17 protein-coding genes are annotated in these 15,040 nt (G+C 37.1%); 9 read left to right on the forward strand and 8 right to left on the reverse strand.

The genetic code is table 11. The features are described 5' to 3' along the window. Positions 1 to 49 precede the first annotated feature (49 nt). Both JL102_RS08625 and JL102_RS08630 read right to left on the reverse strand, forming a co-directional pair. Positions 50 to 2,434 (reverse strand): endonuclease MutS2, encoded by a 2,385-nt coding sequence (locus JL102_RS08625; RefSeq protein ID WP_202243986.1) that lies wholly within the window; start codon positions 2,432 to 2,434, stop codon positions 50 to 52. A gap of 2 nt (positions 2,435 to 2,436) precedes the next feature. Next, complete coding sequence (locus JL102_RS08630) at positions 2,437 to 2,856, reverse strand: DUF4296 domain-containing protein (protein ID WP_202243987.1); 420 nt, start codon at positions 2,854 to 2,856, stop codon at positions 2,437 to 2,439. Positions 2,857 to 3,009: 153 nt separating this feature from the next. Here JL102_RS08630 and JL102_RS08635 point away from each other — a divergent pair, with 153 nt between their 5' ends. The 3 genes from JL102_RS08635 to JL102_RS08645 are packed head-to-tail and all read left to right on the forward strand — an operon-like array spanning position 3,010 to position 5,831. Continuing rightward, positions 3,010 to 3,888 (forward strand): DUF58 domain-containing protein, encoded by an 879-nt coding sequence (locus tag JL102_RS08635; protein ID WP_202243988.1) that lies wholly within the window; start codon positions 3,010 to 3,012, stop codon positions 3,886 to 3,888. Further along, the gene (locus JL102_RS08640) at positions 3,881 to 4,789 is read left to right on the forward strand and encodes a hypothetical protein (RefSeq protein WP_202243989.1); all 909 of its coding nucleotides are present in this window, start codon (positions 3,881 to 3,883) and stop codon (positions 4,787 to 4,789) included. The genes JL102_RS08635 and JL102_RS08640 overlap by 8 nt, the downstream gene beginning before the upstream one ends. Continuing rightward, positions 4,779 to 5,831 carry a vWA domain-containing protein gene (locus tag JL102_RS08645; protein ID WP_237390519.1) on the forward strand — a complete coding sequence of 351 codons (1,053 nt, stop codon included), beginning with the start codon at positions 4,779 to 4,781 and terminating at the stop codon, positions 5,829 to 5,831. Before JL102_RS08640 ends, JL102_RS08645 begins: the two co-directional genes overlap by 11 nt. Here the strand turns inward: JL102_RS08645 and JL102_RS08650 are convergent. Together JL102_RS08650 and JL102_RS08655 are read right to left on the reverse strand one after the other, a co-directional pair. Next, on the reverse strand, positions 5,828 to 6,436 hold the full coding sequence (locus JL102_RS08650) for a LysE family translocator (protein ID WP_202243990.1): 609 nt from the start codon (positions 6,434 to 6,436) through the stop codon (positions 5,828 to 5,830). The two genes, JL102_RS08645 and JL102_RS08650, sit on opposite strands and share 4 nt — an antisense overlap. Further along, positions 6,436 to 7,986, reverse strand: coding sequence for a GH3 family domain-containing protein (locus JL102_RS08655; protein WP_202243991.1), 1,551 nt, complete (start codon positions 7,984 to 7,986; stop codon positions 6,436 to 6,438). The genes JL102_RS08650 and JL102_RS08655 overlap by 1 nt, the downstream gene beginning before the upstream one ends. 65 nt (positions 7,987 to 8,051) lie before the next feature. On the opposite strand from JL102_RS08655, the gene JL102_RS08660 reads away from it, so the two are divergent. Together JL102_RS08660 and JL102_RS08665 are read left to right on the forward strand one after the other, a co-directional pair. Then, positions 8,052 to 8,729, forward strand: a complete 678-nt coding sequence (locus JL102_RS08660) for a YggS family pyridoxal phosphate-dependent enzyme (RefSeq protein WP_202244182.1) — start codon at positions 8,052 to 8,054, stop codon at positions 8,727 to 8,729. Beyond that, on the forward strand, positions 8,719 to 9,114 hold the full coding sequence (locus JL102_RS08665) for a DUF423 domain-containing protein (protein WP_202243992.1): 396 nt from the start codon (positions 8,719 to 8,721) through the stop codon (positions 9,112 to 9,114). The genes JL102_RS08660 and JL102_RS08665 overlap by 11 nt, the downstream gene beginning before the upstream one ends. A 35-nt stretch (positions 9,115 to 9,149) precedes the next feature. Here JL102_RS08665 and JL102_RS08670 read toward each other — a convergent pair whose 3' ends face one another. The 3 genes from JL102_RS08670 to JL102_RS08680 form a co-directional block, all read right to left on the reverse strand. After that, positions 9,150 to 9,554, reverse strand: a complete 405-nt coding sequence (locus JL102_RS08670; RefSeq protein WP_202243993.1) for a DUF1573 domain-containing protein — start codon at positions 9,552 to 9,554, stop codon at positions 9,150 to 9,152. Positions 9,555 to 9,624: 70 nt separating this feature from the next. Then, positions 9,625 to 11,028 (reverse strand): ATP-dependent DNA helicase, encoded by a 1,404-nt coding sequence (locus JL102_RS08675; RefSeq protein WP_202243994.1) that lies wholly within the window; start codon positions 11,026 to 11,028, stop codon positions 9,625 to 9,627. An 8-nt stretch (positions 11,029 to 11,036) separates the two neighbouring features. Beyond that, positions 11,037 to 11,474, reverse strand: coding sequence for a PaaI family thioesterase (locus JL102_RS08680; RefSeq protein ID WP_202243995.1), 438 nt, complete (start codon positions 11,472 to 11,474; stop codon positions 11,037 to 11,039). Positions 11,475 to 11,561: 87 nt separating this feature from the next. On the opposite strand from JL102_RS08680, the gene JL102_RS08685 reads away from it, so the two are divergent. The 4 genes from JL102_RS08685 (at position 11,562) to coaD (ending at position 14,303) form a co-directional block, all read left to right on the forward strand. Further along, complete coding sequence (locus tag JL102_RS08685) at positions 11,562 to 12,041, forward strand: NUDIX domain-containing protein (protein ID WP_202243996.1); 480 nt, start codon at positions 11,562 to 11,564, stop codon at positions 12,039 to 12,041. A gap of 83 nt (positions 12,042 to 12,124) precedes the next feature. Then, positions 12,125 to 12,934 carry a hypothetical protein gene (locus JL102_RS08690; protein ID WP_202243997.1) on the forward strand — a complete coding sequence of 270 codons (810 nt, stop codon included), beginning with the start codon at positions 12,125 to 12,127 and terminating at the stop codon, positions 12,932 to 12,934. Between the two features lie 4 nt (positions 12,935 to 12,938). Next, the gene (locus JL102_RS08695) at positions 12,939 to 13,826 is read left to right on the forward strand and encodes a DUF3822 family protein (RefSeq protein ID WP_202243998.1); all 888 of its coding nucleotides are present in this window, start codon (positions 12,939 to 12,941) and stop codon (positions 13,824 to 13,826) included. Between the two features lie 15 nt (positions 13,827 to 13,841). Continuing rightward, positions 13,842 to 14,303, forward strand: coding sequence for a pantetheine-phosphate adenylyltransferase (gene coaD, locus JL102_RS08700; RefSeq protein ID WP_202243999.1), 462 nt, complete (start codon positions 13,842 to 13,844; stop codon positions 14,301 to 14,303). Between the two features lie 14 nt (positions 14,304 to 14,317). Here the strand turns inward: coaD and JL102_RS08705 are convergent, their stop codons facing one another. Beyond that, positions 14,318 to 15,010: an NUDIX hydrolase gene (locus JL102_RS08705; protein ID WP_202244000.1), complete on the reverse strand. Its 693-nt coding sequence runs from the start codon at positions 15,008 to 15,010 to the stop codon at positions 14,318 to 14,320. Between the last annotated feature and the right edge of the window lie 30 nt (positions 15,011 to 15,040).

The raw sequence follows: 15,040 nt of genomic DNA on the forward strand, positions 1-15,040 counted from the left end.
TATTATATTATAATGAAAATAAAAAAAGAGACCTATTCGGTCTCTTTTTTTATTTTAAGATCACTATACTTATTCCAGCTCCACCACGCTCTACGTGTTCATCTTGAATGCTTTCGATTATATTAGAGCCCTTCAAGTGATTCCTGATCAAATCTTTTAATATGCCGTTGCCTTTGCCATGGAGGATTTTCACTTCTGAGCTATTGGCTATCATGGCATCATCTATAAACTTATCTACCATACCCAACACTTCTTCTCCCCTCTTACCTCTTACATCAAGAGTGCCGGTAAAGTCTGCTACTTTTTGATTGAGATTCATACCTGAACCTGGCTTACCATAGCTACGGGTAATTTCACGAGCTTTGGTTTTAGAAATTTTCTCCAATCGCTTCTTTTTCACTACCGTCTTAAGGTCACCTACCTTCACCTCTACGTCCTTGCCCCTTACATCAATCACCTCGCCAGTTACTTGATTATCTATAAACCTTACAGTATCTCCTACTCCTATTTCGCCTGGCACCACCTCTATTTTGGGTTTAGACACCGTTGGCTTTACATCTACCTGCTCCTTTAAGTTAGCCAGGCGATTTCTCATTTTAATGGTTTCTTTCTTCTCTGCCTTGTTCTCCTTAATATGACGAATAGTCTTTTCTATCTCCTTATTAGTAGTAGCTAGTAATGAAGCCGCATCTCTTTTAGCCTTATTGATGATATCTCTCTTATTATCTTCCAGCTCTTGATAAAGCTTATCGTATTTCCTCTTTAAGCTTTTCACTTCTTTATCTAAATCAAAAGCTTCCTGCTCCCTTCTTTGTATCTCTTGAGTTTGCTTTTCCAGCTTCAAAATAAGATCATCCACATCCACCCCTTTTCTGCCGATCACCTCTCGTGCATACTTAGTAACCGTATTGGCTAAGCCAATTTTTCGGGCTATTTCAAGAGAAAAAGAACTACCAGGCTTACCTATTTCTAGTTGATACAAAGGCTCAAGGTTTTCTAAATCATATTTCATAGCACCATTCACCACTGTCTCCTTATTTTCGGCATAGTGCTTAATGTTACTATAGTGAGTGGTAATTACGCCCTTGGCCCTTTTACCTACCAGTTCATCAAGTATACCCTCAGCAATAGCTCCTCCATAATGAGGATCAGTACCAGTTCCAAATTCATCTATTAAGCAAAGTGAAGTATCGTCAGCATGCTGAAGAAAGTACTTCATATTGGAAAGGTGGGAACTGTAAGTACTCAGGTCATTCTCAATAGACTGTTCATCACCTATATCAATAAATATATCCTGATAAATTCCCGCTTTGGAATCTTCTCGCACAGGCACCAAAAGACCACACTGCAACATATACTGCGTAAGCGCCACCGTTTTAAGACAGACGGATTTACCTCCGGCATTAGGCCCACTAATAACAATAAAATGCTGATCTTCACTAATAACAATACTTAAAGGCTCTACCTTTCTGCCACTAGCCTGATAGGCCATGAGCAAAATAGGATGCCGTGCCTCTCTCCAATCAAAAAATGGCTTGTTAATAATTTCAGGACGTACTGCCTGCATATCATAAGCCAATTTAGCCTTTGCCCTAATAAAATCTATTAATGATAGATAGTGATACCCTCGTTTAATATTTTGAAGATCAACCCTCAGCCTATCTGTAAGCCGAGTGAGTACCTTTATCACTTCTCTTTTCTCTGCATTTTCAAGCTCTCGGATCTCATTATTACCTTCCAACACTTCTGAGGGCTCCAGATACACAGTTTGGCCAGTAGCGGATTCATCATGTACAAAACCCTTTATTCTGCGCTTATACTCCGCTGTAATAGGTATAACCATTCGGCCATCTCTTACAGTGAGTGAAGCCCCTTCCGGCACATAACCATCCTTTACTGCATTCTTATATATAGAATCAAGGGCCCTTCTTACCTGAGCATGTTTACCTTTCAAACTTCTTCTCACCTCAGCAAGGCCTTCACTAGCTGAATCTTTCACAAATCCACCATCATCAATCTTTTGACTAATGGCATCTATAATAGACTCATCAAATTTCACCAGCCCATTCATAGATGATAAATACGGGTACGATTCCTCTCTTTTTCTGAAGAATCTAATACACGCCACAATGGTCTTAAGAGAATTATTCACTCTTAAAAACTCATCTTCGGTTAAAAATGTACCCTCGGCTCTTATTCCCTTTAACGATGAAGATACATCATAAAAATAATTGGTAGGAAAAGGCTCATCAGATGTCAAAATACTTAGAAACTCTGACGTCTGAAATAATAATTTCTCCACCTGATCTATCTCAGTAGAATACCCAATTTTATTTACTATTGAAATTCCTAAATCAGAAAGGCATCTCTCTTTTAAGAAATCTCTTATTTTATCAAATCCTATTTTTTGCTCTATTTCCTTAGGATATAGCATCTTTACTCCTTGTTTTTATCTTTTTCTTCATCCTTTTCAACGGCTTCACCTTCTTTCTCTTTAGGCTTATCCCCCTCTTCTTTCTTCTGCTTGAGTCGTTCCTGCTTAAGGTTAAGACTATCCAGCACAGACTCATACACCATCTCTAGCTGTATAGGATGATCATAGTAATATGTTAAGCTTTCTCGGTATACACTATCCGACACCTTATGTTTGTCATAAAGCGCTTTTTCATAAGCATTAAAAATGGCGAGAGAAGAGTCTCTGGTAATTCTCAGGTTATTCACCTTACCCTCAGCAAGATACATATCTAACATAATTGATATCATCTCATCTTTATGAAGAATTCCCTCCGGCACATCATCACTAGATGAACAACCCACCAAAAAAAGATAACATATAATAAAAATTTTCGTTTTCATGTCAATAGTTTTGATTTTGCGTAGTGTGCAAAAGTGATCTTAACTCCGCAAAAATCCATTAATACAATATTTTTCCCTGCTAAATAATTCACGCTTTTGCAAATTGCAGATATTAGTGAAATTTGTAACAGTTTTACAGCGAAAATTAGGCCAATGAAACACCTTATAAAAAAACTACGAAAGTACGAAATCCAAATTAGAAAGGCTATTAATAGCCAGATGCAAGGTGATTTTCATTCTATATTTAAAGGATCAGGGTTAGAATATGATGATGTAAGAACCTATCAGTATGGTGATGACATCAGAACTATTGACTGGAATGTAAGCGCTAAGGGGCATGGTACCTTTGTAAAAACCTTTAAGGAAGAAAAAGAACAGACTGTCTTTTTCATACTTGATGTGAGCGGGTCTCAGGAAATAGGTAGCCCGGGAAAACAAAAAGTAGATATTAGCAAAGAGCTCTGCGGAGTACTTTCTCTGGCAGCCATAAAGCAAGCCAGCCAAGTAGGCCTAATCTGCTTTTCTGACCAGAAAGAAAAGTATGTAAGACCTGCTAAAGGTCCCAAACAGGCTTACGAAATAATCAGTAGCCTAAGCCACCTAAAGCCTACTTCATACCTTACTGATCTGAGCAAAGCTATATTATGGACGCTCAATGCAGTTAAAAAAAGAAGTGTTGTGATTTTTATCTCAGATTTTATAGATGAAGGTTATCAACATAACCTTAAAGGTTTAGCTAAAAAGCATGATGTAGTGATGATCAGGGTTACAGACAAAAGAGAAACCCGACTACCCAAATTGGGTATTGTACCTGTTTTTGAGAAAGAAAGCCGCAAAACTATTTGGGTAAACACCTCTTTTGGTAATTTTAGATCCAGAATAAAGCAGAATTACGCTGACAATGAAGAGGAGCTATCTATTTTTGCTAAAAAGCATCAAATTAATTTCATATCTGTAGATACTGAAGAAGATTATGTTCCTAAACTTCTTAAATTATTTAGAATAAGAAATAAAACCGTAAAGAGTGTTTAAAGGAATTTTAAGTCTGACATTAGTTTTATTTTTTGTAAGCCAAGCCACAAAGGCACAAGATATCACCCCAAAAGGGCAATTTCTTGAAGATACCATAAAGATTGGATCTCCCATAGGCTTCTCCCTATCAGTGAAACACCCCAGATCCATTGACGTGGTTTTTCCTGATTCTTTGTATGATTTTTCTCCTTACGAGATAGATCATAAGCTTTATTTCCCTACCCAGTCTGATAGCTTGGTAAGCTATGATAGCGCAGTATACTACCTCTCCTCCTTTGAGATAGACAGCATACAAACGCTAAAGCTACCTGTATTTGCTTTGCATAGGAATGACAGCACACCGATCTATTCCAATACAGACTCTGTGATACTTCAGCAATTAGTAAAAGAAGTACCCGACTCAGTAGGAGTAGAAGCTCTCCCGCTGAAAGAGAACACTACCTATAAGCCTGTAGATTTTGCCTTTAACTATCCCTACCTGTTAATAGGGTTAGGAATATTTATGGTAGTGGCAATAGTTTCATTTATTGCATTTGGAGGAAAAATAAAGACATACTTCAAAATAAAGAGACTTACAACAGCGTATGAAAATTTCGTAAGTCAATATGATAATATTGTTACTGATCAGTCTGTGTCAGTAAGCAAGCAAGCAGAAAAGGCACTGGTAACCTGGAAAAGGTACCTAGAGCAATTAGAAAAACAACCCTACACCAAACTAACTACTAAAGAAATTATTAAAAGATATCAGCCTAAGGGCATAGAAAGCTCTCTGGCACAGTTAGATATGGCTATTTATAACCCGAAAGCAAGTGCTGAACTTATGCAGGCATATACAAGTCTGAAAAAATATGCTAACCAAAGATACACAGCTAAAGTAGAGGAGGTGAAAAATGACAAGTAATGTGAATCTGGAAATGCCATGGTATTCGTTAGAGTGGTTTTCTTCTACTACTTTTAAAAACTTCACCTGGGAAAACCCTCTGGTTTTATATGCCTTACTCGCTATTCCTATTTTTATCATTCTCAGATGGGTAATAAGGCATTACCTCAACCAGAAGCTGCCTGTAGCGCTCACTAAGAGTCAAATAAAGTCAGACCTCACTAACCTGGTCAGGTTTATACCTGATATACTTTTTATAGCCTTTATCGCTTTAATAATATTAGCTCTGGCCAGGCCTCAGAAGACTAATGAAAAAGTGGAGCAATGGACTGAAGGTATTGACATTATGCTGGTGGTGGACATCTCTCAATCCATGCAAATAGAAGACTTTAAACCCAATAGATTGGAAGCCGCTAAAAATGTGGCGGAGGATTTTATTGATGGTCGCTTTCAGGACAGAATAGGTATGGTAATATTTTCTGGAGATGCTTACTCCTTGTCGCCACTTACTACTGACTACGATTTGCTTAAGTCCTACATTGAGGATATCAACTTTGATATGATTGAAAACAGAGGTACTGCCATTGGTAGTGCACTGGCCGTAGCCACTAACCGCATGCGTGAGTCTGACTCTAAATCTAAAGTAGTGATACTCCTGAGTGATGGTGACAATACTGCAGGAAACATAGACCCCCTTACTGCAGCAAAGCTTGCAGCAGCTTATGACATTAAGATATACTCTATTGCTATAGGTAAAGAAGGGAAAGTGCCTTTCGGCAAAGACTTCTTTGGAAGACCTAGAATGATAGAAAACACCATGGATGAAACCACCTTGCGCGAAATAGCCAAAATAGGCGAAGGGCAGTTTTACAGAGTATCAGATAATGAAGCTCTACAGCAGGTGTTTGACCTGATAGACAAATATGAAAAAGCCGAAATAAAAGAATCTAGATATAAGGATACCACTGATTTTTACAGAAATTACCTTATATGGGCTATTTGCTTCTTTCTACTTTGGCTTTTACTAAAATCTACTTTTATCTCTAATGTGCTCCAAGATTAAATACTGAATATAAACATATGTATGCCAAACCCAATCATGGCCAAGCCTACTACCAAATTCAATATTTTAAATAGTTTAGGAGTAAATAAGCGCCTTAATTTACCAGCTAAATATGCTTTCAAAATGTCGCTAGAGAGTGCTATAATCATAATGGTAATAAAAAAGCCGAACAACTGAGGACCATGGTAATCATACCTTACCGTGGCCAAGCTCATGGCTCCTACCCAAAACAATAGCACAAAAGGGCTTATTCCATTAATTAGAAAACCTTTGAATATAAACCTGAAGGTGCCTTTTACTGAAACCGACTTAGCCGACATATTCATCGGTTTTTTAAATTTCAACAAATAATAGACTCCAAAAATGGAGAGTATTATACCACCGGCATATCCTATCCAAACATTATAACCCGACTTATTTACAAACTGTGATACCCCTAAATAAGCTAACCCGATAAACATGGCATCACTAAAAAAAATACCTATCGCCACTAAAATTGCCTTGTTAAAACCTTTTTCTAAGCTGGTCTGTATCAGAGTGAAAAACACCGGACCTACCAGTACCATTAGTACAAGGCCAAACAAGGCTCCATTTACAATATACATTACAAATCTGCCTTGATAAACTCTTTCCAATCATCATACTGATGACTTTTAATAACACGAGGGAACTTGTTTTGCCCTCCCACTTTTCCTTTTGATTCCATCCACCTGTAAAAGGTACTTACCGGAAGTACATCTACAAACACGTCTCTAAGAGCAGCACTTCTTTCCACTTTATAATCATCATTCAACTCTTTCAAGTATCCATCGAGCTTATCTCTCACCTCATCAGCACTTATTTTCACAGTATCATCAGTGCCTATATACCAGTGATGAGCGAACAAGGTACCATGAGGAATACCTGCTACCGTAAATTCAGGTATAGTAATGTTCAAATCATCAGCCAGCATTTCAATAGCTTTATTCATATTATCTACAGACATATGCTCACCACATAAACTAAGAAAGTGCTTAGTTCTACCTGTAATTACTATTTCTGCTTCCTCTTTAGAAACTATTTTAACTACATCACCAATCATGTATCTCCAAGCTCCCGCACATGATGAAAGTAATAAAGCATACTCCTTACCCTCTTCTACCTCATCTATCATACAAGTCTGTGCTGTAGGTAATATTTCACCATCCTCATCAAAATTCTGCTCTTCAAAAGGCACAAACTCATAGAATGAGCCGTTATTAAGCACCATTTTCATGTTACGAGTATCTGGCTTACCCTGAAAAGCAATAAAGCCTTCCGAAGCAAGATAAGTCTCTATGTAATGAATATCTCTACCTAAGAGCCTTCTAAATCCTTTTCTATAAGGATCAAAAGAAACGCCACCATGCACATAAACCGATAGATTAGGCCATATTTCATGAATATTGTTCAGCTGGTTATATTCCAGTATTTTCTCCATGAGTATTTGTATCCACGCCGGCACACCCACAATGATACTAATATTCCAGTCTTTAGCCTTCTTAGCTATTTCATTGAGCTTTTCATCCCAATCTCGCTTTTGGGCAATACGCTTACCAGGCTTATAAAAATGCTGAAACCAAAAAGGCAGTTGGGCTGCCTGAATACCACTCAAATCACCTTCGAAGTAGCTACCTCTATTATTAAGATGTGTGCTACCTCCCAGCATTAAGATGCCTCCTTGAAAAATTTCAGAAGGAAGATCATACTTAGAAAGAGATAAGATTTGTCTGATACTTGTCTTCTGTATCGCTTTTTTCATATCTCTAGTGATAGGGATATATTTAGAAGAAGCCTCTGATGTGCCCGAACTCAAAGCAAAGTATTTGACATTGCCAGGCCAACATACATCAGAATTTCCATCTTGAGCCATTTTCCACCAGTCTTCATACATTTTATTGTAATTATGAATGGGGATCAGCCCTTTAAAAAGTTTAAAAAAGGCCTTTGTATCTAATTCCTTATATGACTCTAATATTCTATCGAAGTTATAGTGCTTACCAAACTTGGTCTGACTAGCTGTGATTAACAACTTCTTGAGTTCTTGTTTCTGTAAATCGTAAGGATTCGAATATTCCTGATCAAGACTCTCTCTGATTCGAATTCCTTTCTTTAATAAAGTACCTAAAATAGGCATAAGCTCTCAGTTAAAATTTCTTACTTTGTCCATATAATTTTTGTATAGATATTTAAAATTATATGATGGATATAAAAAACAATATTAAAGAATTTCAAAATTATTTGTCGGACAAATCGTGTAGATTAGTTGCCGTAAGTAAAACTAAACCCACAGAATTACTGCAAGAAGCTTATAATGAAGGGGTTAGGATTTTCGGAGAAAATAAGGTTCAAGAGCTCACAGATAAATATGAAGCACTGCCTAAAGACATAGAATGGCATATGATAGGTCATTTACAGCGCAACAAAGTGAAGTACATCGCTCCTTTTGTGAGCCTCATTCACTCTGTAGACACCTTTAAGTTGCTAAAAGAAATTAACAAGCAGGGTGCGAAAAGCGAACGAGTAATCTCTTGCCTGTTGCAAATACATATCGCAAAAGAAGAAACCAAATTTGGCCTTTCTGAAGAAGAGTTATCAGAAATCATCAATTCTGAAGAAACAAAAGCTTTTGAAAACATTAAGATTGTAGGCCTCATGGGAATGGCTACTTTTACTGATAATAAAGATCAGATAAGGAAAGAATTCCAATATCTTAAAAATTTGTTTGATAAAACAGCCAGCTTAGCATTACCTGAAAATATAGAGATGCAAGAGCTATCTATGGGTATGAGTGGGGATTATTCGTTAGCAGTAGAAGAAGGAAGTACTCTTATTAGAGTAGGTAGTGCCATTTTTGGAGCAAGAAATTATGACAAGTAAAAGTAAGAATATACTGGTTACGGCCTGCGCTCTAGGTGCATTATCTGTAATGATAGGCGCCTTTGGCTCTCACGGCCTCAAGCCTCTATTAATGGAAAATGGCCGATTAGATACTTTTGAAATAGGCGTTAAATACCAGTTTTATCATACAATGGCTCTATTAGCTGTTGGTATCATTCATACCAAATGGGATATTAAGCTATTAAGCTATGCCGCCTACAGCATTTTTATAGGTACTATTATTTTCAGTGGATCCCTATACATCTTGTGCATTACAAATACACCCATATTAGGAGCAATCACGCCATTTGGAGGAGTGCTTCTGATATTAGGTTGGATACTCTTTTTATTAGGAATAATGAAAATAAAAAAGGCTGTCTCATAAGAAGCAGCCTTTTCTTTAATATTATTTATCAGCTATTAGTTACTCTCTTTAGGAAGTACATTAGCTGTAATAACTAGTCTGTTGTTTTCATTCACTGCATTACTCACAATAGTTATTACTTTATTCTGAGCGCCCATTTTTCCTGCACTATTAAATTTGATAGTCATTTTAGATGCCTGGCCTGGTGCTATAGGATCTCTTGGCCAATCTGAAGCTGTGCAACCGCAAGTAACCTGAACATTGCTTATCACTAAAGGCTCAGTACCTGTATTCTCAAAATTGAAGGTGTATTCCACCTTATCTCCTTGATGAATATCTCCAAATTCATGCTTCACTTCCTCAAATGTCATCACTGGGCCATTCTTGGATTCAGTGCCTTCCTGTGCTAAAGCACTGCCTATCACGAAAATACCAAAAATAAATGCTACAAAGGTTTTCATATTAAGATCGTTTTTATTGATTATAATTCAAATTTAAGAATAAAGAACAACAATCCTGCCGTAAATTATATTAACTAACAAACATTTTTTTATTAAAATTCACTAAAAATAGCTGATCTGTAGCCCGAGTTACTGCAGTATACAACCACCTCACATACTCCGCATCTATACCATCTTCTTTAAGATATCCCTGATCTACAAAAACAGCATTCCATTGTCCTCCCTGAGATTTATGACAAGTAAGTGCATAAGCAAATTTCACTTGCAAGGCATTCATATATGGATCTTTTTTTATTGCTTCTCGCCTCTCTCTTACAGAAGCCAAATCCTCATAGTCTTTGTTTACCGCTTCATACAATTCCCTATTTTGTTCTGAAGTAAGAGAAGGAGTCTCAGAATGAAGCGTATCCAAAATCACCTTTGCCTCAAAGGTATTTTCTGTAGGATAATCTACCATACGCAAATGAAGCGTTGCATAGCGATATCCATACATTTCCTCAAAAGAAACAATTTTCATTACCTCCACAAAGTCTCCGTTAGCCAAGAAACTACCCGGAACATCATCTGGAGTAAATAAATAGTTATTCTTTACTATCATTAACATTTCACCTACCTCTAGCTCTGACTCATAAAAATGAATTCTGTTTCTAATGTACTGATTGTAATTATTGGCCAGCTTGTTTGACCTACAAATGATAATGGTGTTTTCCATCCCAAAATTATCATATGCATACCTTAGACCATCTTCCATCTTTTCGCCGGTCATTTTAAATATATCCTGATACCCCTTAGTACTAAACTGGATCTGTGGTTTTTCGGCAGAAAGCAAATTCCTCAACCCTGTTGCATTCATCAAAATACCTGAATCTCCCTCCTGCCGCATCACCTCTGTAAGCATAGCATCATGCACCGAAGCTGCATAGGAGGCCTGGAGGTAATCCTTATCAAGGGCCGGACTAATAAGCTGACCAACTGGTGGTAGCTGTGCATCATCTCCTATTAACACGAGTTTATTACTCTCCTCTGAAAAAACAAAATCAAACAGATCACTCAAAAGCCCTCTACTGCCATAACTTCTATCTTCATTAATCATAGAAGCCTCATCTACGATAAACACGGTGTTTTTAGAGTAGTTCTTCTGCCTCTTAAAAGAAGGGCCTTCCGTCTCATTACCTACCTGTTTATATATTCTTTTATGAATGGTAAAAGCTACTTTGTGCGCATATTGAGACATTACTTTAGCCGCCCTTCCGGTAGGTGCCATGAGCACAAACTTAGAATTGAAGAGTGGCAAGACCTGAGTTAAAGTACTTACCACAGTGGTTTTACCTGTCCCAGCATACCCTTTAATAATCAAAACAGACTTCTCTTGCTTTTCTTCCAAAAAGTGGTCCACCTTATCAAACAGTCGTAACTGTCCTGGAGTAGGTTCAAAAGGAAATTTATTTTTTAATATCTGAGATGGTTTTGGCATATAAAATTCTATTTCTCTGGAAAGATAGTAATCATAGTGGCGCTGGCTTTAGCGATCAACTTTCGTTCCTCACCATTATAAGCATACACTTCCGATTCACAAAAATTCACTTTTTTACCTTGTTTTAAAACCCAGCCCTTCACCCACAGCCTATCTCCTATACCGGGATTAAGATAGGAAACCTTCAACTCACCGGTCACCACATGCTGATCATCTGCTAAAAGTGTGTAGGCTGCAAACCCCATGGTACTATCTGCGAGCGTGGCAATCACACCTCCGTGTACCACTCCCTTTTGCTGTAGGTGTACCTCCTCTAGCGGCAGCCAACCTTCAGTGCTCCCTTCCCCTATTTCTGATAGAGAAAAATGAATATGTTTCATAAAAAACTGACGCTCCAAAAACTTCTCTACGCGACTTTTGTAGTTAGGATTATAAGTTTTAATCATATTTAGTAGTTTAACAATCAAATATAAAATCTGCTAAAGTGAGTTTGCTTATATAACAATGCAGGGAACAAACCTCAACAATTAAAAATGAAAAACATCGTTGAACAATCATTTGGCAACAAAATAAGATTAAGAGTTTGTGGCCTATGCTTTAAACAGGATGAGCTCTTGCTTGTTAAACATAAAGGTGTAGGCGCTAAAGGAATCCTGTGGACTCCTCCTGGTGGTGGTGTAGAGTTTGGAGAAAGTGCAGAAGAAGCTCTAAAACGCGAATTTGAAGAGGAAACAGGCCTAAAAGTGGCAATCAAAGAATTTCTATTCGCCAATGAAGTCATTACACCGCCTTTGCATGCTGTGGAATTGTTTTTCTTAGTAGAAATTACTTCCGGAACATTATGCTTAGGCTCTGATCCTGAGCTGAGTAAAGAAAATCAGGTGATGAAAGCTATAAAATTTGTGACTTTTTCAGAATTAAAAATTATGGATCCAAAAACAATACATAATACACTTCATGGAGTGACCGACAAAAAATCGCTATTAAATATGCACGGCTATTTTAAATTTTGATCATAATTGCATAAAATAGCGGTTTAATATATTATGTATTGCAATCCAAAAGTTTTATTATTGCACCAAAAAAAACCTAGAAAATGAATGTCACCAAAATTGTTTCTTTAATATTATTCATTTGCAGTGTTAGTTTAGCTGTCTACTTAACTAGGGACATCAAAACTGAAATTGACGCAAAAGAAAGAATAGCTAGCCAAGAAGCAGCTGTTATTTATAAACTACAACTTATCAGGGAAGCTGAAACGGCATATCAGGAAGTAAACGGAAAATATACTAGTGACTGGGATAAATTAGCTGATTTCATTAAAAATGGCCAGTTCCCTATAATTGAAAGAAAAGAAGAAATTTTCACTCTAGCCTACGGTGCAGATAGCACAGTAGTAACCTATGACACCTTGGGTATGATACCTGCCAAAGAGAGAATCTTTTACGAAACTCATAACGTAACCGCAGCTAACCATGGTATTTTTGTTAAATTTGTTGCTAAGCTAGGTGATCAGGTAACAAAAAACAGCAGTGCCTACGTTCTGAAACAAGAGGGTAAAAATTCTACTCATAAATTCAGGGACAATGGTGAGGTAGTTAGGATTGAAGATGTGAAGCCAGGACAAGAGCTAAGCAAAGGAGATCTCCTAATGAGTCTTAAAGAAACCAGGTTCAACCCTAACACTGACCTTAGTAAATTAGCTTACGTACCTGGATATGAGGACGTAAAATTTGAAATATACGCTGCCCAATTAGACAAAAGTGGAACTTCAGTGAATGTAATTGAGGTAAAAAACCCAAAACCATTCGACGAAACCAGAACAGAAGATGCTGATAGCAAAAACAGACGTCCTCTAAGATTTGGTAGCAGAACAGATGTAACAACTTCAGGAAACTGGGAATAAAATTTTGGACACAACTACAGCCAGCTATAAGCTCATAAAGAAAATAAAAGATGAAAAGTTTGATGTAGACAAACTTCATCTTTACAATCTTATGGTTCAAATAGGAATCAGAGACTTACAGGTGGCTGTAGTAGATTCTACCAGTAACCGTACGCTATTGCTTGAAGATTATGTTCTCGCAAGCGTAAAGACCCATTCACAGTTCTTAGATATACTACAGGCTCTTTTCGAAGAACACCACCTACTCATGGCTGGTTTTTGGAAAAATGTAAGAATAAGCCTAAAGAACAGTAAATTTTCCCTTGTACCTTCCTCTCTCTTTGTTAAAGAAGCTGCCATAGACTACCTAAGGTTAAACAGCAAAGTAAATACTGACATTGAAGAGGTGCTATACTACAAGCACATAAAATCAGATGCAATCTGTATTTTCGCAGTGAACAGGAACCTCTATAATTGGGCTAAAGGTTTATACCCCAACGCAGATGTTGGGTTTATTCACCAATCAAGCGCATTAATAGAAGGAATAACCAACTTCGAACAATCTAATAAGAAAAATACTCTTTATTTATATATAGACCGTTTCAAGCTGCATATTCTCACCTTGAAAAACAATAAGCTAGAGTATTATAATCAGTTTACTATAAAGCAATTTAACGACTACATCAAGTACATCATGCTGGTAATGAAAGGTTTACAAAAAAACCAACAGAAGAGCGATGTAGTACTTTGGGGCTATATAGGAAAACAATCTCCTCACTATCAGGAATTTTATAAGTTCATTAAGAATATTTCCTTTGGAGATAGACCTTCGTACCTAAACTTCGGTTACCTCTTTGATGAATTACAAGATCATCATTATTTTGATCTGTATAGCATCCATTTGTGTGACTAATCATTTATTTTCCTCATGAAAAAAACAGCTATTTTTCCTGGCTCCTTTGATCCTTTTACGAGAGGGCATGAGGACATAGTATTACGTGGTTTAACACTTTTTGACGAGATCATTATAGCAGTAGGCCATAATAGCAAAAAGACCAACAGATACTTTGATATTGATGTTATGGTAGCGCTGATAGAGCAGACATTCAGCAACTATGATAACATAAAAGTGGTTGTTTATAACGAACTCACCGCAGACTTGGCTCGCAAGCACAATGCTAATTACCTTCTTAGAGGGCTAAGAAATACCACTGATTTTGAATATGAAAATAGCATTGCTCAGGTAAACAAATACCTTTATGAAAACCTGGAATCTGTATTCTTAATCACTTCTCCAGAGTTAGCAGCTATTAGTAGCTCCATTATTAGGGAAGTTCACAGGTATGGAGGAAATGTTGATGATTTTATACCCTACGAACTCCCCAAATAAAACAATAAAGAAAGTTAAAGCTTGGCTTCTTCAGCTTCTTTCTCCTTCTTAAAGTAGCAGTCAAACACAAAGCCTATAGATTTGTAAGAATCTTGTAAGGCATGAAAAACCTCTTTACGAGTCATCCACCTCACCTCTTCTATATCTTCCTCGGTCTGAGGCTTCATCTTAGAGTCTTTAACTATATCCATGGTATACCATGAAGTTTTCTTCAGTATCCGGCGCTTCTTCATGGTATAAGTATGCCATGTAGTACAAATCTTTTCGTTCAACTGTACTTTTACATTGCACTCTTCTTCCACCTCCCTTACGGCTGCCTCTCGGTTACCTTCATTTTTATCGAGCTTACCTTTAGGCAAGTCCCATTTTTTGAGGCGATAAATCATGAGGATCTTATCTTTCTTTCTCACCAGCCCACCAGCCGCTTTGATGACTTTAAATTTCTTTTTAAGAAATTTCTTCATATCATCATAATCGTCTATAGTCAGTGTGATAGAAATAAGCCCTTGCGGCACGGTAGTATCTAATAAATCAAAAAGCTGATCCAGATCCTCACGCTTAGCATGTTTTATCCACACTCTATGCAATAACTTAGCCTGAGTAATAGGCTCTATTTCTGCATTTATAATATTATTAAATTCACTCTTATTTGGTCTTTCTGAGGACCTCACAAGCTGAACAGGAATGTCATTGATGAATAGGTTCATCCAAGAATAGTTAGTCTGATCACAAATGAA

The sequence above is a fragment of the Fulvivirga sediminis genome, from assembly GCF_016757215.1.
GTDB classification, from domain to species: Bacteria; Bacteroidota; Bacteroidia; order Cytophagales; family Cyclobacteriaceae; genus Fulvivirga; species Fulvivirga sediminis.